We start from the raw sequence: 22,618 nt of genomic DNA, 5'->3' as shown, positions 1-22,618 counted from the left end.
GCCCAGCAGCTTGCTCCCCCAACCCCCACACGCACCTACCGAACGGACCCACCATGCGACGACGCCTCGTCCCCGCCGCGCTGCTCCTCCCCCTGGCTCTTCTGCTCTCTGCCTGCGGCGGCAACTCGGCAGCCGGTACCTCCACCGGTGGCCGGATCGACGGCAAGGGCTCGCTCACTCTCAACGTCGGTGACCAGAAGGGTGGTTCCGAGGCCATCCTGCGGGCCGCCGGAGAACTCGAGAACCTCGACTACAAGATCAAGTGGTCCACCTTCACCTCCGGCCCGCCGCTCCTCGAGGGCGTCAACGCCAAGGCCGTCGACATCGGCAGCGTCGGCAACACCCCGCCGGTCTTCGCAGCAGGAGCCGACGCGAAGATCACGGTCGTGGCGGCCTGGCACGGCACGTCCAAGGGCGACACGATCCTCGTGCCGAACGACTCGAAGCTGACGAAGCCCGCCGAGCTCAAGGGCAAGTCCATCGCCGTGGCCCAGGGATCGTCCGCGCACTACCAGCTGGTTGCCAACCTCAAGGCGGCCGGGCTGACGTTCAGCGACGTCAAGGTCAAGTACCTCCAGCCGGCTGACGCGCTCGCCGCGTTCACCTCCGGCAAGGTCGACGCCTGGGCGGTCTGGGACCCGTACACCTCCCAGGTGCTCGAGTCCCAGCAGGGACGCGTCCTGACGACCGGCGAGGGCATCACCAACGGCTTCACCTTCCAGGTGGCCTCGCCCACCGCGCTGAAGGACAAGAAGAAGTCCGCCGCGATCGCCGACTACCTGGAGCGGCTGCGTCGCGCTTACTCCTGGGTCTACGACCACCCGAAGGAGTGGGCGAAGGTGTGGTCCAAGGACACGGGCATGCCGTACGAGGCGGCGCTGGCCTCGGTGAAGCGCACCCAGTCCTCCCGCGTCCCGGTCGCGGTCGACAAGCCGCTCATCGCCTCGGAGCAGGAGATCGCCGACGCCTTCACCAGCCTGAAACTGATCCCGCGCAAGGTGGACTTCGGACAGTTCGTCGACCCCCGCTACAACGGCGACCTGCCGCCGTCCACCGCCAAGCCCCGCGTCTACAAGGAATCCTGATAACCGTTCGCCGAGGAGTACCACTCGCTGAGCCGTCTCGACCTCGGCTTGGTCTCGGCTTGATCTCGTGGGAGACGGGGAACCGTGTCCGGGAAGATCCGCGCCCCCGGTGCCGTTAGTAGAAGCGTGAACAACACCGGGGTGCGAGACGTGGACGTCGTGGTGATCGGCGCAGGTCAGGCGGGACTGGCCGGTGCCCATCACCTGCGGCGCACCGGTTTCGAAGCGGAGCGGGACTTCGTGGTACTGGACCACGCCCCGCGTCCGGGGGGTGCGTGGCAGTTCCGTTGGCCGTCGCTGACGTACGGCAAGGTGCACGGGATGCACGCGCTGCCCGGCCTGGAACTGACCGGGGCGGATCCCGCACGCCCGTCGTCCGAGGTCATCGCGGAGTACTTCGACACCTACGAGCGGACCTTCGACCTACGCGTGCGCCGCCCGGTCGATGTCCGCGCGGTACGGGATGGTGAGGCAGGTCGGCTGCTCGTCGAGACCTCGGCGGGAACCTGGTCGACGCGGGCGCTGATCAACGCGACCGGCACCTGGGACCGGCCGTTCTGGCCGCGTTACCCGGGACAGGAGACGTTCCGGGGGCGGCAACTGCACACGGCGCAGTACCCGGGTCCGGAAGCGTTCGCCGGGCAGCGGGTGGTGGTCGTCGGCGGCGGTGCGTCCGGTACACAGCATCTGCTGGAGATCGCCCCGCACGCCACCGCGACCACGTGGGTGACCAGGCGTCCGCCGGTCTTCCGTGAGGGCCCCTTCGATCAGGAGGCCGGGCGGGGGGCCGTCGCACTCGTCGAGGAGCGCGTCCGGCAGGGGTTGCCGCCGAGGAGCGTGGTGTCGGTGACGGGACTGTCGTTGAACGACGCGATCCGCCAGGGCATCGCGGACGGAGTACTCGACCGGCTGCCGATGTTCGACCGCATCACGCCGGACGGTGTGGAGTGGGACGACGGACGGCACGTGGACGCCGACGTCATCCTGTGGGCGACCGGGTTCCGCGCTGCCCTCGATCATCTGGCGCCATTGCGGCTGCGTGAGCCGGGCGGCGGCATCCGTGTCGACGGCACCCGTGTGGTCGCCGATCCGAGGATCCACCTGGTGGGGTATGGGCCGTCGGCCAGCACGATCGGCGCCAACCGGGCGGGACGCACGGCGGTACGGGACATCAGGCGGCTCCTGGCCGAGGAGCCGCTCGCCGCGTGATTCCCCTGCCAGGGGTCACTTGGTCGCCTGTGCGCTCTTCCGGTTCCGGTTGAACTCCGCGACGTTCCGCTGGTGCTCCTCGAAGTTGGCCGTGAAGCGGGTGTCGCCCGGCTTGACCGTGACGAAGTAGAGCCAGTCCCCGGGGGCCGGGTTGATCGCGGCGCGCATCGCCTCCTCGCCGGGGTTCGCGATCGGCGTGGGCGGCAGGCCCATGCGCTGGTACGAGTTGTAGGGGCTGTTGAGCCTCGTCTCCTCCTCTGTGGTGTCCAGTGTGAAGCGCTTCAGGGCGTAGTTGATGGTGGAGTCCATCTGCAACGGAATGCCTCGCTCAAGGCGGTTGAAGATGACCCGGGCCACCTTGCCCATGTCGGCCTTGCCGGCGGCCTCGACCTGGACGATGCTCGCGATGGTGACTGCCTGGTAAACGTTCATGGCGTTGCGCTGCGCGCCGGCGGTGATCTGACCTCCGTTCAGTCGCTGGTTCGCGGTGTCGACCATCGACGACAGCAGGGACTCCGGGGTCGTCTTCTTGTCGAGGGAGTACGCGGCCGGGAAGAGGTAGCCCTCCGGGTTGCCCCCGGCATCGCCCGGGAGCTTCAGCCCGGCCTTGCCCAGAGACTTCTTGGTCGTACCCGCGGGCAGGGCGAGGGCCTTGTCGACGGCTGCGTAGACCTGGGTCGCCCGCCAGCCCTCGGGGATCACCAGGGACGTGGGACGCGGCTTCTCACCGCCGAAGTCGATGCTCAGCAGCGGCACCGCCACGGCGGTAGCCGCCGCGACGGCTCCGGTCGCGATGAGGGCGATCCGGCCCCGACGCGTCAGTCGAATCTTGCTCCGTGGCGGAGTGTTGATCTGCATGCGGGCACGGTAACCCGCTAATGCTCACAAACCCGGCATATCTTCATCTTGTCAGCTCCGATCGGCGTCACAATGTCACGGCGCCTCGGCACTACGACGCCTGCCGTCTCGAGCGTCACGATCTGGTCGGCTCCAGTTGGGCGTCCCGGCGAACGAGGGCCGCGTAGCGCCCGCCCTGCTCCAGCAGTTCCTCGTGCGTGCCCCGTTCGACCACGCGGCCGGAGTCCAGGACCACGATCTGGTCGGCACCACGGACGGTGGACAGCCGGTGGGCGATGGTCAGCGTGGTCCGGTTGGCCGAGAGCGCGTCGATGGCCTCCTGCACGGCGTGCTCCGTACGCGTGTCCAGGGCGCTGGTCGCCTCGTCGAGGATGAGCACGGGCGGGTCACGCAGAATGGTGCGGGCGATCGCCAGGCGCTGCTTCTCGCCGCCGGAGAACCGGTGACCACGCTCGCCGACCACCGTGTCGTACCCGTCGGGCAGAGACGAGATGTGGTCGTGGATCTGAGCCGCCTTCGCCGCCGCGTACAGCTCCTCGTCGGTGGCGTCCGGCTTGGCGAAGCGCAGGTTGTCGGCGACGGAGGCGTGGAAGAGGTACGTCTCCTGCGAGACGACGCCGATCGCGCGCGCGAGCGTGTCGAAGTCGAGGTCGCGTACGTCGACCCCGTCGAGCGTCACACGGCCGCCCGAGACGTCGTACAGCCGTGGCACCAGGTGACTGAGCGTGGACTTGCCGGCGCCGGTCGGGCCTACGACGGCGAGGCTGCCGCCCGAGGGGACCGTGATGTCGATGCCGTCGAGTATCGGGCCGCTCTTGCCGTCGTAGTGGAACTCGACGTTCTCGAACCGGACCTCTCCCTTGACCTGGTCGAGGTGGATCGGGTCCTCGGGTTCGGTGATGTCGATGGGCAGGTCGAGGTACTCGAAGATGCGCTGGAAGAGGGCAAGCGAGGTCTGGATCTGAACGCCGGTGGAGAGCAGGCTGACGGTCGGCCGGAAGAGGCCCTGCTGGAGCGAGACGAACGCGACCAGCGTCCCTATCGAGACGGCCGGACCGCCGAACTGGAGAGCCAGTCCCGCCGTCCAGTAGATGACGGCCGGCATCGCGGCCATGACGATCGAGATCACGGCCATGCGCCAACGCCCGGCCATGTTGGACCGCACTTCGAGCTCGACGAGGCCCTCGGACTCCTCCGCGAAGGACTTCGTCAATGAGTCGCTGCGCCCCATCGTGCGACCGAGCACGATGCCGCTGACGGACAGCGACTCGGTGACGGTCGCGGCCATGACGGCCATCTGCTTCTGACGCTGGGTGGTGATCTTCTTGCGTTCCCTGCCGACGCGGCGGCTGATCCACACGAACAGCGGCAGCAGGAGCAGGGAGACGGCGGTCAGGCGCCAGTCCAGGGCCACCATCGCGACGATGGTGGCGACGACGCTGGTGAGGTTGGAGACCAGTGAGGTGGCGGTGGAGGTGACCGTCGCCTGCATGCCGCCGATGTCGTTGGCGATGCGCGACTGGACCTCCCCGGTGCGGGTCCGCGTGAAGAAGGCGAGCGACATGCGCTGCAAACGGCCGTAGACAGCGGTGCGCAGGTCGTGCATGACGCGCTGCCCGACCGTCGTGGAGATCAGGGTCTGCAGCACACCGAAGACGCTGGTGAGGACCGCGCTCAGGATCATGCCGAGCGCGAGCAGGGACAAGAGGCCCGTCCGCCCCTCGGGGATCGCCGTGTCGAGGATCTCCTTGAGCAGGAAGGGTGTGGCGACCGAGACCAGTGACGCGGCGCCGACGAGCAGGCCGACGACGGCCAGGCGGCCGCGGTACGGACGGAAGAGTTTCAGGATGCGGCGCACCTGCCGTGGCTGACCCGGCTCGGTGCGTGGTGGTGTCCAGGGGGCGGGTTCGTCGGGGTGCATGGGCTCCTACGGGATGTGTGGGTGAGCCCTGCGCCCGGGGAGGCCGGGCCCTCGCAAGCGGGCCGGCCCCTCACACGCACAGGGATCAGGCGGTCTGATGGAGCATAGCTCATTGTTACCTATGTTCACAATGAACAGCGTCCTGATATTGTTCCCGCATGACCACATCCGACGCCGACGGCCTGCTCGCCGAGCAGTTGCTGCGGCTCACCCGCCGCGTGCACCGCATCCAGAAGCACCATTGGGAGCGGGCCGGACTGGACATCACCCCGGCGCAGTCCCGACTGCTGCGCACCCTCACGCACTACGGCTCACCCCCACGCATGGCCGACCTGGCCGAGCGCCTGGAGGTGGTGCCCCGTGCCGTGACCACCCTGGTCGACGGGCTGGAGGCGAGCGGGCGGGTGCGCCGCGTGCCCGACCCCACCAATCGGCGAGTGATACGGATCGAGCTGACGGACGAGGGACGTGCAGCCCTGCGAGAGCTGCGGGGCGCCCGCCGGGCGGCGGCGGAGGAGATCCTCGCCCCCCTGACGGATGAGCAACGCGATGTGCTGGGCGGCCTGCTGAACACACTCGTCGACGGGGTGGTCACGACAGCCGGAACCGAGCGCGGCTGACAGCCGACGAGACGGCGCGCCTCGTACGACGCCTCGATTGTCGCGGCGGACAGGCCCCGCCCTCAGGGAAACCTTCTTCCGCGGGGAGCGCGGCTCCAGTTCCCGCTCACGGCGACACCCCGTTCCCGCTCGCCGAGGCGCACGGGCAGCAGCACGAGTCGGGTTTCCTGCTCGGCGCCGCCTCCCGGCTGCGCCGAGACCTTCCGGGCGAGGGGCACCTAGAATCTTCGGGAGAGCGAGAGGCCCGGAGCCAAGTGGTGGCGCCGGGCCTCTCAACTACTCAGTGATCAGCTGCACCTGCTCTGTGGCCAGATGCAACCGCTCTGGTCAGGTGCTCGCGGGAGCCTTCGAAGCGCCATCGGGAGACTCGGAGGCGCTCGTCGGGGACTCGGACGCGTCCTCGGCAGCGCCCTGCTCCGTGGCTCCCTCGTCCTCCACGAACGCGATCTCCCCGTCGAGCATCTTCTTGGCCCGCACCGTATCGAGTGCTCCCTCCCACTTCGACACCGCGAACACGGCGACACAGTTGCCGAGCAGGTTCGTGGCGACACGCATCGAGTCCATGATGCGGTCGACGCCGAGCAGCAGGGCGACGGCCCCGGCGGGGATGGCGCCGAGCGCGGAAGCGGTGGCCGAGAGGGCGAGGAAGGCCGATCCGGGGATCCCCGCCATGCCCTTGCTGGTCAGCATGAGGACCAGGATCACGGTGATCTGCTGGCTCAGGCTGAGGTCCACACCCACGGCCTGGGCGATGAACAGCGTGCCGATGGAGAGGTAGATGGAGGCACCGTCGAGGTTGAAGGAGTAGCCGGTGGGCAGCACCAGGCCCACGGCGTCGTCGCGGGCGCCCGCCTGGCGCAGCTTCTGCATCATGCGCGGCATGACGCTCTCGCTGGAGGCCGTGCCCAGCGCGAGCAGCATCTCCTCACGCGTGTAGCGCACGAACTTCCACAGATTGAGCCCGGTGACCAGCTTCAGCATGACGCCGAGCAGGACGAGGAAGACCGCGGCGACGGCGTAGCAGAGGATGATGAGCTTGCCGTACGTCTTCATCACGCCGAGGCCGTACTCGCCCACCAGGTGGACCATAGCGCCGAACACGGCGAGCGGCGCCAGCCTCATCACGAAGCCGACGATCGCGAAGATGACCTCCTGGGCCTGCTCGATGGCCGGCAGGATCGCCGGGACCTTGGTGTTGCCGAGGTGGAGCAGAGCGGCACCGACGAGGCAGGCCACTACGAGGACCTGGAGCAGTGAGTTCTCGGCGAACGCGCCGATCGCGCTCTGCGGCAGCGCGTTCAGGATGAACTCGGTGGTCGACGGCAGCGCACCGCCGGCGGTCTTGTCGTCGACCGCCGAGGCGTCGAGCTTCGACGGGTCGACGTTCATCCCGGCGCCGGGGGCGAAGACGTTGGCGGCGATCAGGCCGATGAGCAGCGCGGCCGTGGACGCGACCTCGAACCAGATCAGGGCCTTGAGGCCGATCCGCCCGAAGGCCTTCAGGTTTCCGGCCTTGGCGATGCCGACGACGACCACACAGAACACGAGCGGTGAGATCACCGTCTTGATGAGACGCACGAAACCGTCGCCGAGCGGCTGGAAGGTCGTGGCCGTGTCCGGCCACAACCTCCCGACGACGATGCCGAGCACCAGGGCGACGGCGACCTGGGCGAACAGTGAGGTACGCAGTATGCGTGCGACGCGTCGCGGCAGGGACGGTACGGACTGCGGCACGAGCACTCCTCCGATGGGACTTTCTGACATGCGGAAAAGCGCTTCCGCGCCGATCACTATCGGGGAGTTGTGGCTCGCAGAGAAGACCCCTGTATTTCCGCCGTGTAAATCATCGAACAGGCGTCACATCGCGCGCATTTCTACTCAACAGCCGTCATTGTCCTCGGTCAGCACGCCCTGCACGCTGACCAGAGAACGGTCGTAGCAGCCGCCCGACCCGAACAGCCGGTAGCGCTCGCTGGTCGTGCCTACCGCATGTCGCTGGTCGCGTGGCACGTTCGCCGTATACGTGGCGTCGCCCGTGTACGTGTCGTCGAGCAGGGACCACGCGGTGCGCCTGCCGTCGGCCGTCTCGGTCACCCCCGCCTGGTCACCGAGGGTCAGGACGGTCCGCAGCCGGTCGCCCGTGCCGAGGGTCGTCGTGCCGTCCATCGTGTACGTCCGGTGCGTCCTCGTGGTCCGTGAAGGTCCACGCCCGTCCACGATGACCGTCTCGTTGTCGGTCCAGGCCGCCTCCAGGCCGTCGGGGTTCTCACCGTCCGCCCACGTGTGCACAGAGGTGTTCGTCAGCGCGCGCTTCACCGTGGTCGCCACCCGTCCGTGTGAAGTGTTCAGGTACCCGGCGACCGACAGCCGGTGGCTGCCCTCGGTGTTGAGGCGGTGCTCGGAACCGGGTGTGTAGGTGGAGGAGTTGGTGAGGTCACCCGCCCTGACCTCGGTGAGCGCACCGCTGACGTGCTTGCTCTTGGCGTCCTGCCAGACCAGGACGTTGACGGGGGTGCTCCAGCCCGTCTGCCCCTCGGGCACGCCGACGACGGAGACCTCGACCCGGTGCGGGCGGCCGTCGTTGAGGAGCCCGGCGAAGGGGGTGAGGTCGTACTCGACGGGCTTGATGTCGAAGGCGCGGGGCCCTGGAATCACGTACCAGAGGAAGGGGTTGGACCAGCCGCCGGTCCACACGGTCGGGAACGGGGCGGCGATGCCCGCGAGTTGACCGTCCACCTTGATCTGCACCTCGCGGTACGGGCCGTCGTCCGCCTTGCAGGAGTACGGCGCCGGGTCGGGCACCGTCAGGTACCAGTACTCCTCGCAGCCGCCGCCGGAGCCGGTGGCGTACACCTCGGCGACGACGCGTTCGCTGTTGCGGGGCGTGGTGAGGGTCTCGTCCTGAAGGGTGAGGACCCGGTCGGGAGTCCTTGCCGCGTCCGGCCTGCCCGCGTAGAACGTCAGCGTGACCTTGACGTCGATAATGCCCGTGTACGTGTCATCGACGACGTTGCCGATGAGCATCTCCACGGGCTGTGCCCTGCGCAGGGTGTCGCTGTAGCGCGTGACGTCCTTCTCGACGGACCACTCGATGCCGTCGGGCGAGGGCTGCGGCGTCGATGTACGGAAGACCTCGACGCCGCCGATGTGGAGATAGCCGAGGCGGTCGTACTGGCGCCCCTTGACCTTGCCGTCGAGGCGAAGGACCACTTTGCTCCAGCGGTCACCGCATCCGCGCGGGGGCGCGTACGTCCCCTTGTACGGCGTGAAGTCCCTGAACTGCGCCTCGGCGACGGTGACGTCGCAAGAGGTGCCGCCGGGCTTCGGGACCGGCGGTGCGGCCGTGACCGGGTCGTGCCAGTCGGTGCCGAACTCGGCGGGGACATCGGCGGAGGAAGCCGACTGTGCGGGGCTCGCACCCAGGAGGGTGCTCGCCAGGAGGGTCGCTCCGGCGAGCATGGACATGATGATCCGGCATCTCATGGCGGTGTTCTACGGGGAGTTGGCCCGGACCGCAATGACACCTCAGGTCACATGAGCACCCGTTGAGCTCCCAGGGCGCTCATGCCTTCAGATCCGCCTTGTCCCCCATCACGATCACGGGGTGCCGGTCCGGGTCGAGGGTGCGCAGCAGGTACTCCATGCCGGACTTTGACAGACTCACGCAGGCGGACGTACCGCTGCCGTGGTCCATGTGCAGCCAGATGCTGCCTCCCTTGGACTGGCCCTGAGGGCGGGTCGGGTCGTTCGGCGAGGTGCCCTTGACGCGGTTGTAGTCGATGGCGATGACGTAGTCGAAGTCATGCCAGTGCGACTTGGCCCAGTAGCGCGGTGCCTGGAAGGACGCCGACTGGGTGTACGGGAGCTTGGCGCCGGGGTCGGCGAGGACGCCGCCCGCGTCGCTGAGCGAGAACACGCCGACGGGGCTGCGTTTGTCGCCCTCACGGTGGTTCGTGGTCCAGCCCTTCTTGCCGTTGTGGCCCTGCCAGCTGCGGGTCTTGTCCCAGGTGGAGCCGTTCTTCGTGTAGAGGACGATCGTGGCGTCCGCGTCGTCCTTGCCCTCGCCGTACACGGCCACCACCTGTCGGGAGTTGGCCGGTATCTGCTTCCGCAGGCGGTCGCTGACGTCCGGAATGGCCCTGAGGTCGGTGGTGCGCGCCTTGGCCTGCCCGGCCTTGCCTCTGGGGCCGGCGTCGGACTTGGCCCCGGCGCCCCCGCCCGAACCTCCGCACGCCGCCAGGGACATCACCATCACGCCGCAGACCACTGCCGCGACCCGCGCGCGCATCGCGCCGCTCGCACCGCCTGTTCCCATGCCGTCCATGGTCGCACCACACCGCGGGCATCTGTCCGCGCCCCCCGGGCCTTCCGGCCATATGGGGGCGGTCCGGGCCTGAACTTTGCCTCGCAGCGGAAAATCGTTTGCCTCCGACCGCGGAATGACGCGAGCCTTTCACGGTTTGTTGTCGCCCCGCGCTCCGGTGGACGCCGCCCGTCATGGTCGGTGCCACCCCGGTCCGCGTGGGCCTCTCCCCCCACTTCTCACCCCCACCTGACTCGAGCCACTGGGACGTCATGCAGATCCAAGACCTTCCGTATCCCGACCCGGGTGTGCCGGACGCGCGCTCGGGCCCCCGCTTCCTGCGGTGGCTCTTCCTGAACCAGCTCGGTGGGCAGCTCAGATCCCTAGCCTGGGGGCTGCTGCACTTCACCTCCGTCTGCGGACTGCCGTTCTGCGTCGGCCTCGCGATCCAGGCCGTCGTCGACCGCTCCGGGACGCGGCTCGCGCTGACCGGTGGGCTGATGGCTCTGTGCGCGGCGGGCATCGCGCTGGGCGAGACCTTCCTGCACCGGGCCGCCATCACCAACTGGATCACCGCCGCCGCGCGCGTGCAGCAGCTGCTGGCCCGCAAGACGGCTCAGCTGGGCTCTGCCCTGACACGACGCGTGGCGGCCGGTGAGGTCGTCGCGGTCTCCACGGGTGACGTGGAGAAGATCGGCTGGTTCGTGGAGGCCCTGTCCCGGTTCACCGCGGCCGCGCTCACCGTGGTGCTGGTCTGTGTCGGCCTGGTCGTCTACCAGCCGGCGCTCGGCATCGTCGTCGCCGTGGGCGTCCCGGCCCTCGCTCTCGCGGTGCTGCCGCTGCTGCCCAAGGCGACCCGGCGCGCCGACCAGCAGCGCGAGAAGGCGGGCCGTGCCACCGAACTCGCCTCGGACACGGTCGCGGGCCTGCGGGTGCTGCGCGGCATCGGCGGCGAGGAACTGTTCCTGGAGCGCTACCGCCGTGCCTCACAGGAGGTACGCCACGCGGCGGTGCGCAGCGCCCGCATGTGGGCCCTCATCTCCGCGATCCAGGTGCTGATGCCGGGTCTGCTGATGATCGCCGTCGTCTGGTACGGCGTGCATCTGGCCCGTGAGGGCCAGATCACCGTGGGTGAGCTCGTCACCGTGTACAGCTCGGTCATGCTGCTGACGTATCCGTTGCGGCACTTCGAGGAGATCGCCATGGCGTACTCCTTCTCACGGCCGTCCGCCAAGCGGGCCGCCCGGGTGTTGTCGCTGGAGCGCGCCACGGACACCGAGGGGTCGCGGGAGGCGGTCGTCCCGGTCGGCGACCTGTTCGACCCGGCGACCGGTCTCCTCGCGCCCGCCGGCCGGTTCACCGCGGTGGTGTGCGGCGACCCGGACGCGGCGGGGCTACTGGCGGAGCGGCTGGGCGGGCATCCGGCCGAGGAGGGCACCTCGGTGCTGCTGGGCGGTGTACCGCTCGACGAACTGCCGCTCTCCAGCGCCCGTACGGCCGTCCTGGTCCAGGACAAGGACCCCGTGCTGTTGTCCGGTTCGCTGCGCGAACTGCTCGACGTGCCGGCGTCGGGCCAGGTGAGCGCCGACGAGGCACTGGCCGCGGCACAGTGCGGGGACGTCCTGGACTCGCTCGCCCAGGGGTCGCTGGACGCCGAGGACCCGATGGACACGCGGATCACCGAGCGTGGCCGGTCCCTGTCCGGCGGCCAGCGGCAGCGGCTGGCGCTGGCCCGGTCGCTGGTCACGGACCCGGAGGTGCTCGTCCTGGACGAGCCGACGTCCGCCGTCGACTCGCACACTGAGGCCCGGATCGCCGAGGGCCTCCGGTCGCTGCGCGCGGGCCGTACGACGGTCGTGTTCACCTCCTCTCCGCTGGTCCTGGACCGTGCCGACCGGGTCGTGCTGGTCCACGACGGAGAGGTCACGGCCGTGGGTGTGCACCGCGATCTGGTGCACAGCGAGCCCCGGTACCGGGCGGTCGTGACCCGCGAGACCGATGACGAGGCCGAGCTGCGCGAGGCCCTGGACGTGGAGCCGGTGGAAGAGGCCGTCCTGCACGGCGAGAAGCACGGCGAGGAAACCGCCGCCGTACGTGGCCGCGCCGCGCGCGGCGTACTGGAAGAGATCGAGGAGACAGCATGATCGGCGTGGCGCCACCGGCGTACGACCCGGCCACCCCGACCACGGCGAACACCCTGCCCGTGGGAGGGCCCGCGACCGTACGCGCCTACGTGGCCGAGCTGCTCCGCCGGCACCGGCGGGCCTTCGTCCTGCTCGTCACCGTGAACACGGTCGCCGTCGTGGCCTCGATGGCCGGGCCCTGGCTGCTCGGCGACCTGGTCGAACGCGTCTCCGACAGTGCCCGTGAGCTGCACCTGGAGCTCACGGCGGGGCTGTTCCTGGCCGCGCTCGTCGTCCAGGCCGTCTTCGTGCGGCAGGTGCGGCTGCGCGGCGCCATGCTCGGCGAGCGCATGCTGGCCGATCTGCGTGAGGACTTCCTCGTTCGGTCGGTGGGGCTTCCGCCGGGCGTGCTGGAGCGGGCCGGGACGGGTGACCTGCTGTCCCGGATCACCACGGACATCGACCGGCTCGCCAACGCGATGCGCGAGGCAGTGCCCCAGCTCACGATCGGTGTGGTGTGGGCGGCACTGCTGCTCGGCGGACTCGCCGTGACCGCGCCGCCGCTCGCGCCCGCCGTGCTGGTGGCCCTGCCGCTGCTGGTGGTGGGCTGTCGCTGGTACTTCAAGCGCGCTCCTTCCGCCTACCGGTCGGAAGCCGCCGGATACGCCGCCGTCGCCGCCGCCCTCGCGGAGACCGTGGACGCCGGCCGCACCGTCGAGGCGCACCGACTCGGCGAGCGCCGCATCGCGCTGTCGGAGCGCCGCATCCGGGAGTGGACGGCGTGGGAGCGCTACACGCTCTGGCTGCGGTCGGTGCTCTTCCCCGTCGTCAACATCACGCATGTCACGGTCCTCGGCTCGGTCCTGATGGTCGGCGGTGTGTTCGTGCTGCACGGGTGGATCGGGATCGGTCAGCTCACGACGGGCGCGCTCATCGCACAGATGCTGGTCGACCCGGTGGGCCTGATCCTGCGCTGGTACGACGAGCTGCAGGTCGCCCAGGTGTCGCTGGCCCGACTGGTGGGCGTGCGGGACATCGAACCGGACGCCGGTGACGCCTCCGTCAGGCCCGACGGGCGGCACGTGCGGGCGGACAAGGTCCACTTCGGTTACCGCCCCGGGGTCGACGTCCTCCGCAAGGTCTCTCTGGACGTCGCGCCGGGCACCCGGCTCGCCCTGGTCGGCCCGTCCGGCGCGGGCAAGTCGACGCTGGGCAGGCTGCTCGCCGGGATCTACGCACCCCGGAACGGCCGCATCACCCTCGGCGGCGCCGAGCTGTCCCGTATGCCGGCCGAGGACGTCCGCTCCCACGTGGCCCTCGTCAACCAGGAGCATCACGTCTTCGTGGGCTCCCTGCGCGACAATCTCCTGCTGGCCCGCACGGGCGCGCAGGACGCCGAGCTGTGGGCGGCACTCGGCGCGGTCGACGCGGACGGCTGGGCACGTGCCCTGGACGAGGGCCTCGACACCGAGGTCGGCTCGGGCGGGCTCGCGCTGACTCCGGCGCAGGCCCAGCAGATCGCGCTGGCCCGGCTGGTCCTGGCCGACCCGCACACGCTGGTCCTGGACGAGGCCACCTCGCTCCTCGACCCGCGCGCGGCCCGCCACCTCGAACGCTCCCTCGCCCGTGTCCTGGACGGCCGCACCGTCGTCGCCATCGCCCACCGTCTGCACACGGCCCACGACGCCGACGTCATCGCCGTCGTCGAGAACGGCCGCATCACCGAGCTGGGCAGCCATGACCAGCTCGTCGCGACGGACGGGGCGTACGCGGCGCTGTGGAGGTCATGGCACGGGTGACGGGACCGGGAACGGGGCCCGGCGCGGTCACGCCCGCACGCCTCGAGCACGGCTCCACCGGAACGCCGGGACGCCCTGCCGTTGCACGGTGGCGAAGCCGGGTGGAAGGCTGGAGAGGTGGCACCGGGCCCCGTCCCACCGACTGGAGGAAGCCGTGGACAGCACCGAAGGATGGGGGGATGACGTCTACCAGCCTGACGCATCCGCCATCCAGGAGGACTCCGGACTGCTGGACTCCGAGGACACGCTGGAGACCGACGGGGTCGCCGATCCACTCGATCGGGGCTGGTCACCCCCTGAGCGGCCGTGGGCGGTGGAGCGCCCCGACGTGACCGCCGCCGAGCGCCAACGCGGCGAGACCCTGGAGCAGCGGCTCGCGGAAGAACTGCCGGACATCCGCACCGCCGACGGAGACGGCATCGGCGACTGCCATGGCACCGACGGCGAACCCCTGGACAACGAGGTGGGCACGGCCCGCTCCGGCCGTCTCGTCGCCCCCGACGAGGGCGCGCACGAGGACGAGGAGAGCGGGCTGGTCGCCACCGACGTGGGCATCGACGGCGCGGCGGCGTCGGCCGAGGAAGCCGCGATGCACACCGTCGACGAGGACGCCCCGTCCGGCTGACACCACCCTCCCCCGAAGGAGCACCATGCAGCAGGACAAGCACCCCGACTACCACTCCGTGGTCTTCCGCGACCGGGCCGCCGGATACGCCTTCCTCACCCGGTCGACCGCCACCAGCGATCAGACCATCGACTGGGACGACGGCGAGACGTACCCGGTCGTGGACGTCGAGATCTCGTCGGAGAGCCACCCCTTTTACACGGGCAAGGCACGAACCGTGGACTCGGAGGGCCGGATCGCCCAGTTCGAGCGGCGCTACGGCGGCGGTGGCACGGCCTGACACACCCCGTGGCCTGAGCTGAGGCCGGGGCCTTCGGGTGCCCCGCGGCAAGGCCGGAGTGGGCGGGCCCAAGAGCGGCGTCTCACCGGCCCGCCCCGCGCGATCATGCCCCTTGCTCAGATGAAGTTCAGCGCCGCCGCGCAGCCCACTCCGCCGAGCAGCATGAACACCGGCATCAACACCTTCAGCTCGACCCAGCTCCCGGCACGGAACCGCATGGCCTTCGGCGGCCCCACCGGGTACCAGCGCTTGCGGCCCACGGGTATGGGCCACAGGATCGGGCAGCCGGAGATCGTCAGCGCGTCCCCGATGTCGTGCACCAGGGCCCCGAGGAGGACGGGCAGCCCGAGCCACAGGTACTCCTGACCGGGCGCGGTGAACAGCCAGTCCGCCCCGTTGCCCGGCTTGTCCAGTATGCCCGCGAGGATCCAGGCACTGGTCGCGGCCAGCAGCCACACCAGGACGTCGCTGCTGGAGCCGCGGGCCGCCCTCCACAACAGCCCCTCGATGGCGAGCACCATGTGCACGAAGAGGATGCCCAGCACGGCCCACCGGCCCCCGGTCATCGCGGCGACGGCGAAGCCAACGCCGATCAGCACCGCCCACAGCCAGGTGTGCGTCAGCGTGCGGTGCCCGCCGGAGCGACGGGGGTCGCCCTGCTTCCTCGTCCCCTTGTAGACGGCGTACGAGAGCTTGTCGACGATCTCGCACAGCCAGCGCGAGAGGGGGCCGAAGGACCGCGAGATGGTGGCCGCCTTGTGGTCCAGGTCCGGGGCGAGGGCGGCGCCGGCGCAGACCAGTGCGCCGACCAGGAGGACCGGCCAGGGCATCGTGTGCCCCGCCGCCGCGGCAGCCGCCCCGACGCCGAGCCAGGCCGCGGCCCCCGACAGTGAGTGTGCTGGTCCCATCATCGCCGCATCCCGCCCCATTCCTTTTGTGCCGCTGCCCAGTTGTCAGTGTGCTCTGACGCCGTGTCGGCGCCACAGCGTAGCGTTCGTGATCTTTGCACTCGCAGCCGATTCCCCTATCGGGTGGGGTGGCAGGCAAGATGGGTGCGTGACCCTCATCGATCAGCTGCCGCAGACCGCCGACCCCGACGCCTTGTTCGACGCCTTCGAGTCGTGGGCCCAGGAGCGCGGTCTCACCCTCTATCCCCACCAGGAGGAGGCGCTGATCGAGGTGGTCTCCGGGGCCAACGTGATCGTGTCGACGCCCACCGGCTCCGGCAAGAGCATGATCGCCGCGGGTGCGCACTTCGCGGCGCTCGCCCGGGACGAGGTCACCTTCTACACGGCGCCGATCAAGGCGCTTGTCTCGGAGAAGTTCTTCGAGCTGTGCAAGCTCTTCGGTACCGAGAACGTCGGCATGCTGACCGGCGACGCGTCCGTGAACGCGGACGCGCCCGTCATCTGCTGCACCGCCGAGGTGCTCGCGTCGATCGCGCTGCGCGACGGCAAGGACGCCGACGTCGGTCAGGTCGTGATGGACGAGTTCCACTTCTACGCGGAGGGCGACCGCGGCTGGGCCTGGCAGATCCCGATCCTCGAGTTGCCGCAGGCGCAGTTCATCCTGATGTCGGCGACGCTCGGCGACGTCTCGATGTTCGAGAAGGACCTCACCCGCCGCACCGGCCGCCCCACCTCGGTGGTCCGCTCGGCGACCCGGCCCGTGCCCCTTTCCTACGAGTACCGGCTCACCCCGCTGACGGAGACGCTCACCGAGCTGCTTCAGACCAAGCAGGCTCCCGTCTACATCGTGCACTTCACCCAGGCGCAGGCCGTGGAGCGGGCGCAGGCGCTGATGAGCATCAACATGTGCTCGCGGGAGGAGAAGGACGAGATCGCCGAGCTGATCGGCAACTTCCGCTTCACCACCAAGTTCGGTCGCAACCTGTCCCGTTACGTACGGCACGGCATCGGTGTGCATCACGCCGGCATGCTGCCCAAGTACCGGCGTCTGGTGGAGAAGCTGGCCCAGGCCGGTCTGCTGAAGGTCATCTGCGGCACGGACACGCTCGGTGTCGGTGTCAACGTGCCCATCCGCACGGTGCTGTTCACCGCCCTGACGAAGTACGACGGCAACCGGGTGAGGACCCTCCGTGCCCGCGAGTTCCACCAGATCGCGGGGCGGGCCGGTCGTGCCGGCTTCGACACGGCGGGCTTCGTGGTGGCGCAGGCGCCCGAGCACGTCGTCGAGAACGAGAAGGCACTCGCCAAGGCGGGCGACGATCCGAAGAAGCGCCGCAAGGTGGTCCGCAAGAAAGCTCCCGAGGGCTTCGTCGGCTGGACGGAGAACACCTTCGAGAAACTCATCGCCTCCGACCCCGAGCCGCTCACGTCCCGGTTCCGTGTGACCCACACGATGCTGCTGTCGGTCATCGCCCGCCCGGGCAACGCCTTCGAGGCCATGCGTCATCTGCTGGAGGACAACCACGAGCCGCGCAAGCAGCAACTGCGGCACATCCGGCGGGCGATCGCCATCTACCGCTCCCTCCTCGACGGCGGCATCGTGGAAAAGCTCGACGAGCCGGACGCCACGGGCCGCATCGTCCGCCTGACGGTCGACCTCCAGCAGGACTTCGCCCTCAACCAGCCGCTGTCGACGTTCGCCCTCGCCGCGTTCGAGCTGCTGGATCCCGAATCCCCTTCGTACGCTCTCGACATGGTGTCCGTCGTCGAGTCCACGCTGGACGATCCCCGGCAGATCCTCGCCGCCCAGCAGAACAAGGCGCGCGGCGAGGCCGTGGCCGCGATGAAGGCGGACGGGGTCGAGTACGAGGAGCGCATGGAGCGACTCCAGGACGTGTCGTACCCCAAGCCGCTGGAGGAGCTCCTCTTCCACGCGTACAACACGTACCGCAAGAGTCACCCCTGGGTGGGTGACCATCCGCTGTCGCCGAAGTCCGTCATCCGCGACATGTACGAACGGGCTTTGTCCTTCACCGAGTTCGTGTCCTTCTACGAGCTCGCCCGCACCGAGGGCATCGTGCTGCGCTACCTGGCCGGCGCCTACAAGGCTCTCGACCACACCGTGCCCGACGACCTCAAGTCGGACGACCTGGAGGACCTGATCGCGTGGCTCGGTGAGATGGTGCGCCAGGTCGACTCCAGCCTCCTCGACGAGTGGGAGCAGCTCGCCAACCCGGAGGAGATGACCGCCGAGGAGGCCCAGGAGAGGGCCGACCAGGTCAAGCCGGTCACCTCCAACGCTCGTGCCTTCCGTGTCCTCGTCCGCAACGCCATGTTCCGCCGCGTGGAGCTGGCCGCCCTCGACCAGGTCGACGAACTCGGCGAGATGGACGCGGAGTCCGGCTGGGACGCCGATCGTTGGGGCGAGGCGATGGACAAGTACTGGGACGAGTACGAGGACTTGGGCACCGGCCCGGACGCGCGCGGTCCCCGGCTGCTGATGATCGAGGAGGAACCGCAGAACGGGCTGTGGCGGGTCCGCCAGACCTTCGCCGACCCGAACGGCGATCATGACTGGGGCATCAGCGCCGAGGTCGACCTCACGGCCTCCGACGCCGAGGGGCGCGCCGTCGTCAGAGTCACCGACGTCGGCCAGCTGTGAGCACAGGAGAGGCCACGACATGACGACCAACCCCGCCGAGCGCCTCGTCGACCTGCTCGACCTGGAGCAGATCGAGGTCAACATCTTCCGTGGCCGCAGCCCACAGGAGTCCCTGCAGAGGGTCTTCGGTGGCCAGGTGGCCGGCCAGGCCCTCGTCGCCGCCGGGCGCACCACGGAGGGCGACCGGCCGGTGCACTCGCTACACGCGTACTTCCTGCGTCCCGGTCGTCCGGGCGTGCCGATCGTGTACCAGGTCGAGCGGGTCCGGGACGGGCGGTCGTTCACCACCCGGCGAGTCACCGCCGTGCAGCAGGGCCGCACGATCTTCAATCTGACCGCCTCCTTTCACAAGCCTGAAGAGGGGAGCTTCGAGCATCAGCTGCCGCCGGCCCGCGAGGTGCCGGACCCCGAGTCGCTGCCGACACTTGCCGAGGAGATCAAGCGGCATCTGGGCGCGCTGCCCGAGCAGTTGGAGCGCATGGCACGGCGTCAGCCCTTCGACATCCGTTATGTGGACCGGCTGCGCTGGACCCAGGACGAGGTGGAGAACGCCGAGCCGCGCAGCGCGGTGTGGATGCGCGCGGTCGGGCTGCTGGGCGACGACCCGCTGGTGCACACCTGCGCGCTGACGTACGCGAGCGACATGACCCTCCTGGACGCGGTCCGCATCCCGGTGGAACCCCTGTGGGGTCCGCGCGGTTTCGACATGGCGTCACTGGACCACGCCATGTGGTTCCACCGACCGTTCCGCGCGGACGAGTGGTTCCTCTACGACCAGGAGTCCCCGATCGCCGTGGGCGGGCGTGGACTGGCCCGGGGCCGCATCTACGACCTGGAGGGGCGCCTGCTCGTCTCGGTCGTCCAGGAAGGGCTGTTCCGCAAGCTCGGAACCTGACTGGTCCCCGCACCGGAGGTCCGGCACGGTCGGTCAGGGGTTTCCACGACGCAGCCATCCGAGCAGGCCACGTGGTTTCACCGGAGCCCCGCCGGGCTGGGACGACGCCCCGTCTGACGGTCCTCCGAGCTGTGCGGCACCGGATGCCCTCACCGTCGGCAGTCCGTGCTGTACCGCATCCGGCCACGGTTCCTTCGGCCCGGGTCGTGGCGCCGCCCGGCCTTCGCGGGCCTCGGCGACCGTTTGTCGCAGATCGGACCGCAGCCAGTCGATCTCGTCGGGGTCCTCGGCCGTCGTGATCCTCGCGGCGACCTGCGCGGCCGGCGAGTGGGGCGCGCCGTGGGTCGGCTGTGCGGGTCGCAGGCGGTTCACGTACGCGCGCTCGTAGGGGTCCCGGACGATCTCCGCGACCTGGACGGAGTCGAGCAGGGAGGCCACAGCCGCGGCTCGCGCCCACGGGTCTTCGGCCTGGCGCAGGAGGAATCCGAGGTGGCGTCCCCGCCAGTTGCGCGGGCGGAGGTCCAGGCCCGTGTCCAACTGGCCGCGCAGATGCTCCGGAGTACGTCCGCTCAGCAGCGGGGCGTTCTTCTCGTCCGCCGCGAACTGCCGCAGTTCATCCGCGAGGTACAGCCACACCACGGCTCGGTAGCGGTTGAGATAGAACTTGAGCGGTACCACCTGGCCCAGGCGGGCGAGGCGGGTGAACCGGGCGCTCGTCACGTCCATCAGGGCAGCGCCGTCCGCGGTACCCACCGCCCTGACACGCTCCCTCAGCCTTTCGGGAAAGCCGCTCTCGGCGCTCACACGGTCGATCTCCGCCCGCGCTACGCGGAGGCCTCCGCCTCCGTCGTCGACGACGGTGCGGATACGTCCCAGGTGGACGGCGAGGTCGAACTCTCCCCGTTTCAACCCCAGTTCTCGTGCGGCATGGCTCTGTGAGAGCGAGGTGCCGCGTGCCCGGACGCGCGTCGGGGCGGCGGGCACGATGGTCGTGACGGACTGGGTGACAGTGTTGCCGGACATGACGGTTCTCCCCCGTGTGGTGACGTGCCGACGCCGGTCTGCGCCTGCTTCGGAAAAACCGTAGCCGTTTTGCCGGACATCGCGGCAGGCCTGTGGATAACTCCGCAGACCTGAGAGAAGCCGCAGGTCAGAGGTCTATGGCTGGGTGCTTTCGGGCTGGCGCGCGTCCACGTCGAGGTGCTCTCCGACGCGGTTCACGAGCAGAGTCATCTCATAGGCGACCTGGCCGATGTCGGCTTCCGCGGCGCTGAGCACACACAGGCAACTGCCTTCGCCCGCCGCGGTGACGAACAGCACCGCGGCGTCGAACTCGACCATGGTCTGCCGCACATGGCCGGCGCCGAAGTGGCGGCCGGAGCCCTTGGCGAGGCTGTGCAGTCCGGAGGAGACGGCGGCGAGGTGTTCGGCGTCCTCACGTCTCAGCCCCGTGCTCGCGCCCGTCACGAGCCCGTCGCTGGACAGCACCATGGCGTGCTGAACGTGTTCGACGCGCTCGGTCAGGTCGTCCAACAACCAGCCCAGTCCCGCGCTCTGCGGCATGTTCGGTTCTCCCCGTGGTGTTGTTCCCCCCTGGCCGGAGGATCCGTCGAATCAGCCTTCCCCACCTACGTCGTCCGGGCAAGCAGGATGGGTACATGGCACAGAAGATGACCGACGAGCAATGGCGGGCCTTCGTTTCGCACGGGACCCGCACCGGCAAACTCTCGACCGTCCGTGCTGACGGGCGGCCCCACGTCACCCCGATCTGGTTCGTGCTGGATGGTGACGACGTGGTCTTCAACACCGGAAAAAGCAGCGTCAAGGGGCGGAATCTCGCCAGGGACGACCGAGTCGCCCTGTGTGTGGACGACGACCGGCCTCCGTACGACTTCGTCGTCCTGGAAGGGAGGGCCGCACTGTCGGAGGATCTCGACGAGCTCCGGCACTGGGCCACGCGGATCGGCGCACGCTACATGGGCGAGGACCGCGCCGAGGAGTTCGGTGCCCGTAACGGCGTTCCGGGTGAACTCCTCGTCCGCGTGCGCGTGGACAAGGTCCTGGCGTATGCGCGCGTAGCCGACTAGGACCTGCCGTCAGCCCACCGAGTCGAGCAGCCGGGCGGTGTGTACCCGCCCGGCGTACTCGACGAGCCGTATCAGCACCTCCTTCCCGGAGTCGCGATCACGGGCGTCGCAGAGGACCACGGGCGTTCCCCGCTCCAGGTCGAGGGCGCGCGACACATCGTGGGCCCCGTACGCACGGGCGCCCGCGAAGCAGTTGACGGCGACCACGAACGGGATCTTCCGGTGCTCGAAGTAGTCCACCGCCGGGAAACAGTCCTCCAGTCGGCGGGTGTCCGCGAGAACGACCGCGCCGAGGGCGCCCTGGGCCAACTCGTCCCACAGGAACCAGAACCGGTCCTGTCCCGGGGTGCCGAAAAGGTACAGGGACAGCCCTGACCGGATGGTGATGCGCCCGAAGTCCATGGCCACGGTTGTGGTGACCTTGTGGTCCACGCCGCCCGTGTCGTCCACCGACTGCCCCGCCTCGCTGAGCAGTTCCTCGGTGCGCAGCGGCCTGATCTCACTGACCGCACCCACAAGGGTGGTCTTGCCCACGCCGAAACCACCGGCGACCAGGATCTTCAGCGCCAGGGCGGCCGTGTCCCCGCCTGTGGCATCGGAGTACTCGGAGACCATCGATCACTTCTCCCAGGAGTGCGGTGTGCGGTCGGCGTGCGGGCGGGTGTGCGACGTCAGCATGGTGGCAACTCCCGTATCGTTTCGTGACGTTCGATCACATATAGATCGATTCGACCGAGTCACTTTTGTTCGGTTTCGAATAGGTGCGGAAGTCGAAACGAGGGCATCTCCCTGAGGTCGTCTACAGCGCCTTCAACCCCTCGATCACCTCACGCAGAATGCGCTCGTCGGGCAGTTGCGCAGGAGGTACGGGACGACTGACGGTGACGCGACCCCACTCCAGTAGGTCACCGAGGAGCACACGCACCACGCCGACGGGCAGGTCGGCGCCCGTGGCGAGCTCGGCGACCGACTGTGTCTCGGGCCGGCACAGCCCGATCAGGGCCCGGTGTTCCGGACCGAGTGCGGTGTCGTCTGCACCGGGTGCCGCGGTATCGAGCGTGACCAGGGCGATGAGGTCGAACCGCACGCCGGTGGGCCCAGGGTGGGTGCGTCCGCCCGTCATGGCGTACGGGCGGACGAGGGGTCCGGCCTCGTGGTCGTACCACTGGCTGCCCGGCGGCTGGTGCGGGGCGCGCGTCCCGTCCTCGATCACCTGCGCGAGCCCGCCGGTCACCTGGTGACC

20 protein-coding genes are annotated in these 22,618 nt (G+C 69.5%); 10 read left to right on the top strand and 10 right to left on the bottom strand.

Going from position 1 to position 22,618, the window contains the following annotated elements:
• Nucleotides 1–53 precede the first annotated feature (53 nt).
• Together FNH08_RS17625 and FNH08_RS17620 are read left to right on the top strand one after the other, a co-directional pair.
• On the top strand, nucleotides 54–1,085 hold the full coding sequence (locus FNH08_RS17625; RefSeq protein ID WP_152772443.1) for an ABC transporter substrate-binding protein: 1,032 nt from the start codon (nucleotides 54–56) through the stop codon (nucleotides 1,083–1,085).
• A gap of 126 nt (nucleotides 1,086–1,211) precedes the next feature.
• Nucleotides 1,212–2,294, top strand: a complete 1,083-nt coding sequence (locus tag FNH08_RS17620; protein ID WP_322724726.1) for an NAD(P)-binding domain-containing protein — start codon at nucleotides 1,212–1,214, stop codon at nucleotides 2,292–2,294.
• 15 nt (nucleotides 2,295–2,309) lie between these two features.
• On the opposite strand, the gene mltG is transcribed toward FNH08_RS17620, so the two are convergent.
• Both mltG and FNH08_RS17610 read right to left on the bottom strand, forming a co-directional pair.
• Nucleotides 2,310–3,152, bottom strand: a complete 843-nt coding sequence (mltG, locus tag FNH08_RS17615; protein ID WP_152772442.1) for an endolytic transglycosylase MltG — start codon at nucleotides 3,150–3,152, stop codon at nucleotides 2,310–2,312.
• A gap of 115 nt (nucleotides 3,153–3,267) precedes the next feature.
• A complete protein-coding gene (locus FNH08_RS17610) occupies nucleotides 3,268–5,073 on the bottom strand; it encodes an ABC transporter ATP-binding protein (RefSeq protein WP_152772441.1) in 1,806 nt (601 codons plus the stop codon).
• Nucleotides 5,074–5,231: 158 nt separating this feature from the next.
• Here FNH08_RS17610 and FNH08_RS17605 point away from each other — a divergent pair, with 158 nt between their 5' ends.
• Nucleotides 5,232–5,693 (top strand): MarR family winged helix-turn-helix transcriptional regulator, encoded by a 462-nt coding sequence (locus FNH08_RS17605; RefSeq protein WP_152772440.1) that lies wholly within the window; start codon nucleotides 5,232–5,234, stop codon nucleotides 5,691–5,693.
• Between the two features lie 327 nt (nucleotides 5,694–6,020).
• On the opposite strand, the gene FNH08_RS17600 is transcribed toward FNH08_RS17605, so the two are convergent.
• The 3 genes from FNH08_RS17600 to FNH08_RS17590 form a co-directional block, all read right to left on the bottom strand.
• Nucleotides 6,021–7,427, bottom strand: coding sequence for a cation:dicarboxylate symporter family transporter (locus FNH08_RS17600; protein WP_322724725.1), 1,407 nt, complete (start codon nucleotides 7,425–7,427; stop codon nucleotides 6,021–6,023).
• Between the two features lie 144 nt (nucleotides 7,428–7,571).
• Nucleotides 7,572–9,176, bottom strand: coding sequence for a peptide-N4-asparagine amidase (locus tag FNH08_RS17595; protein ID WP_152772438.1), 1,605 nt, complete (start codon nucleotides 9,174–9,176; stop codon nucleotides 7,572–7,574).
• 79 nt (nucleotides 9,177–9,255) lie between these two features.
• Entirely contained in the window at nucleotides 9,256–10,008 is a 753-nt protein-coding gene (locus FNH08_RS17590; protein WP_194238515.1) for a hypothetical protein, read from the bottom strand.
• Nucleotides 10,009–10,268: 260 nt separating this feature from the next.
• On the opposite strand from FNH08_RS17590, the gene FNH08_RS17585 reads away from it, so the two are divergent.
• From FNH08_RS17585 to FNH08_RS17570, 4 genes are all read left to right on the top strand, one after another.
• Complete coding sequence (locus FNH08_RS17585) at nucleotides 10,269–12,140, top strand: ABC transporter transmembrane domain-containing protein (RefSeq protein ID WP_152772437.1); 1,872 nt, start codon at nucleotides 10,269–10,271, stop codon at nucleotides 12,138–12,140.
• Nucleotides 12,137–13,918, top strand: a complete 1,782-nt coding sequence (locus FNH08_RS17580) for an ABC transporter ATP-binding protein (RefSeq protein ID WP_152772436.1) — start codon at nucleotides 12,137–12,139, stop codon at nucleotides 13,916–13,918. Before FNH08_RS17585 ends, FNH08_RS17580 begins: the two co-directional genes overlap by 4 nt.
• Nucleotides 13,919–14,072: 154 nt before the next feature.
• The gene (locus FNH08_RS17575) at nucleotides 14,073–14,543 is read left to right on the top strand and encodes a DUF5709 domain-containing protein (RefSeq protein ID WP_322724724.1); all 471 of its coding nucleotides are present in this window, start codon (nucleotides 14,073–14,075) and stop codon (nucleotides 14,541–14,543) included.
• Between the two features lie 25 nt (nucleotides 14,544–14,568).
• Entirely contained in the window at nucleotides 14,569–14,823 is a 255-nt protein-coding gene (locus tag FNH08_RS17570; protein ID WP_152772435.1) for a type B 50S ribosomal protein L31, read from the top strand.
• Between the two features lie 116 nt (nucleotides 14,824–14,939).
• Here the strand turns inward: FNH08_RS17570 and FNH08_RS17565 are convergent, their stop codons facing one another.
• Nucleotides 14,940–15,734: a metal-dependent hydrolase gene (locus FNH08_RS17565; protein ID WP_152772434.1), complete on the bottom strand. Its 795-nt coding sequence runs from the start codon at nucleotides 15,732–15,734 to the stop codon at nucleotides 14,940–14,942.
• Nucleotides 15,735–15,879: 145 nt separating this feature from the next.
• On the opposite strand from FNH08_RS17565, the gene FNH08_RS17560 reads away from it, so the two are divergent.
• Both FNH08_RS17560 and FNH08_RS17555 read left to right on the top strand, forming a co-directional pair.
• Nucleotides 15,880–18,393, top strand: a complete 2,514-nt coding sequence (locus FNH08_RS17560; protein ID WP_322724723.1) for a DEAD/DEAH box helicase — start codon at nucleotides 15,880–15,882, stop codon at nucleotides 18,391–18,393.
• A gap of 19 nt (nucleotides 18,394–18,412) precedes the next feature.
• A complete protein-coding gene (locus FNH08_RS17555) occupies nucleotides 18,413–19,288 on the top strand; it encodes an acyl-CoA thioesterase (protein WP_152772433.1) in 876 nt (291 codons plus the stop codon).
• Between the two features lie 33 nt (nucleotides 19,289–19,321).
• Here FNH08_RS17555 and FNH08_RS17550 read toward each other — a convergent pair whose 3' ends face one another.
• Both FNH08_RS17550 and FNH08_RS17545 read right to left on the bottom strand, forming a co-directional pair.
• Complete coding sequence (locus FNH08_RS17550; protein WP_152772432.1) at nucleotides 19,322–20,311, bottom strand: DUF6397 family protein; 990 nt, start codon at nucleotides 20,309–20,311, stop codon at nucleotides 19,322–19,324.
• 135 nt (nucleotides 20,312–20,446) lie between these two features.
• Nucleotides 20,447–20,851, bottom strand: coding sequence for a roadblock/LC7 domain-containing protein (locus tag FNH08_RS17545; RefSeq protein WP_152772431.1), 405 nt, complete (start codon nucleotides 20,849–20,851; stop codon nucleotides 20,447–20,449).
• A gap of 95 nt (nucleotides 20,852–20,946) precedes the next feature.
• On the opposite strand from FNH08_RS17545, the gene FNH08_RS17540 reads away from it, so the two are divergent.
• The gene (locus FNH08_RS17540; RefSeq protein ID WP_152772430.1) at nucleotides 20,947–21,375 is read left to right on the top strand and encodes a PPOX class F420-dependent oxidoreductase; all 429 of its coding nucleotides are present in this window, start codon (nucleotides 20,947–20,949) and stop codon (nucleotides 21,373–21,375) included.
• Nucleotides 21,376–21,384: 9 nt separating this feature from the next.
• On the opposite strand, the gene FNH08_RS17535 is transcribed toward FNH08_RS17540, so the two are convergent.
• Together FNH08_RS17535 and FNH08_RS17530 are read right to left on the bottom strand one after the other, a co-directional pair.
• On the bottom strand, nucleotides 21,385–21,990 hold the full coding sequence (locus tag FNH08_RS17535) for a GTP-binding protein (protein ID WP_152772429.1): 606 nt from the start codon (nucleotides 21,988–21,990) through the stop codon (nucleotides 21,385–21,387).
• Nucleotides 21,991–22,174: 184 nt separating this feature from the next.
• The gene (locus tag FNH08_RS17530; protein WP_322724727.1) at nucleotides 22,175–22,588 is read right to left on the bottom strand and encodes a DUF742 domain-containing protein; all 414 of its coding nucleotides are present in this window, start codon (nucleotides 22,586–22,588) and stop codon (nucleotides 22,175–22,177) included.
• Between the last annotated feature and the right edge of the window lie 30 nt (nucleotides 22,589–22,618).

Source organism: Streptomyces spongiae (assembly GCF_009377185.1).
In the GTDB taxonomy this organism is placed as follows: domain Bacteria; phylum Actinomycetota; class Actinomycetes; order Streptomycetales; family Streptomycetaceae; genus Streptomyces; species Streptomyces spongiae.
Note: the sequence above shows the minus strand (reverse complement) of the source record. Positions and strands in the feature narration are given on the sequence as shown.

Excerpts from the sequence above, each read along its gene's own strand:
- FNH08_RS17625 (WP_152772443.1), top strand. The coding sequence starts at position 54 with ATGCGACGACGCCTCGTCCCCGCCGCGCTGCTCCTCCCCCTGGCTCTT.
- mltG (WP_152772442.1), bottom strand. The coding sequence starts at position 3,152 with ATGCAGATCAACACTCCGCCACGGAGCAAGATTCGACTGACGCGTCGG.
- FNH08_RS17610 (WP_152772441.1), bottom strand. The coding sequence starts at position 5,073 with ATGCACCCCGACGAACCCGCCCCCTGGACACCACCACGCACCGAGCCG.
- FNH08_RS17605 (WP_152772440.1), top strand. The coding sequence starts at position 5,232 with ATGACCACATCCGACGCCGACGGCCTGCTCGCCGAGCAGTTGCTGCGG.
- FNH08_RS17595 (WP_152772438.1), bottom strand. The coding sequence starts at position 9,176 with ATGAGATGCCGGATCATCATGTCCATGCTCGCCGGAGCGACCCTCCTG.
- FNH08_RS17590 (WP_194238515.1), bottom strand. The coding sequence starts at position 10,008 with ATGGGAACAGGCGGTGCGAGCGGCGCGATGCGCGCGCGGGTCGCGGCA.
- FNH08_RS17585 (WP_152772437.1), top strand. The coding sequence starts at position 10,269 with ATGCAGATCCAAGACCTTCCGTATCCCGACCCGGGTGTGCCGGACGCG.
- FNH08_RS17580 (WP_152772436.1), top strand. The coding sequence starts at position 12,137 with ATGATCGGCGTGGCGCCACCGGCGTACGACCCGGCCACCCCGACCACG.
- FNH08_RS17570 (WP_152772435.1), top strand. The coding sequence starts at position 14,569 with ATGCAGCAGGACAAGCACCCCGACTACCACTCCGTGGTCTTCCGCGAC.
- FNH08_RS17565 (WP_152772434.1), bottom strand. The coding sequence starts at position 15,734 with ATGATGGGACCAGCACACTCACTGTCGGGGGCCGCGGCCTGGCTCGGC.
- FNH08_RS17555 (WP_152772433.1), top strand. The coding sequence starts at position 18,413 with ATGACGACCAACCCCGCCGAGCGCCTCGTCGACCTGCTCGACCTGGAG.
- FNH08_RS17550 (WP_152772432.1), bottom strand. The coding sequence starts at position 20,311 with ATGTCCGGCAACACTGTCACCCAGTCCGTCACGACCATCGTGCCCGCC.
- FNH08_RS17545 (WP_152772431.1), bottom strand. The coding sequence starts at position 20,851 with ATGCCGCAGAGCGCGGGACTGGGCTGGTTGTTGGACGACCTGACCGAG.
- FNH08_RS17540 (WP_152772430.1), top strand. The coding sequence starts at position 20,947 with ATGGCACAGAAGATGACCGACGAGCAATGGCGGGCCTTCGTTTCGCAC.
- FNH08_RS17535 (WP_152772429.1), bottom strand. The coding sequence starts at position 21,990 with ATGGTCTCCGAGTACTCCGATGCCACAGGCGGGGACACGGCCGCCCTG.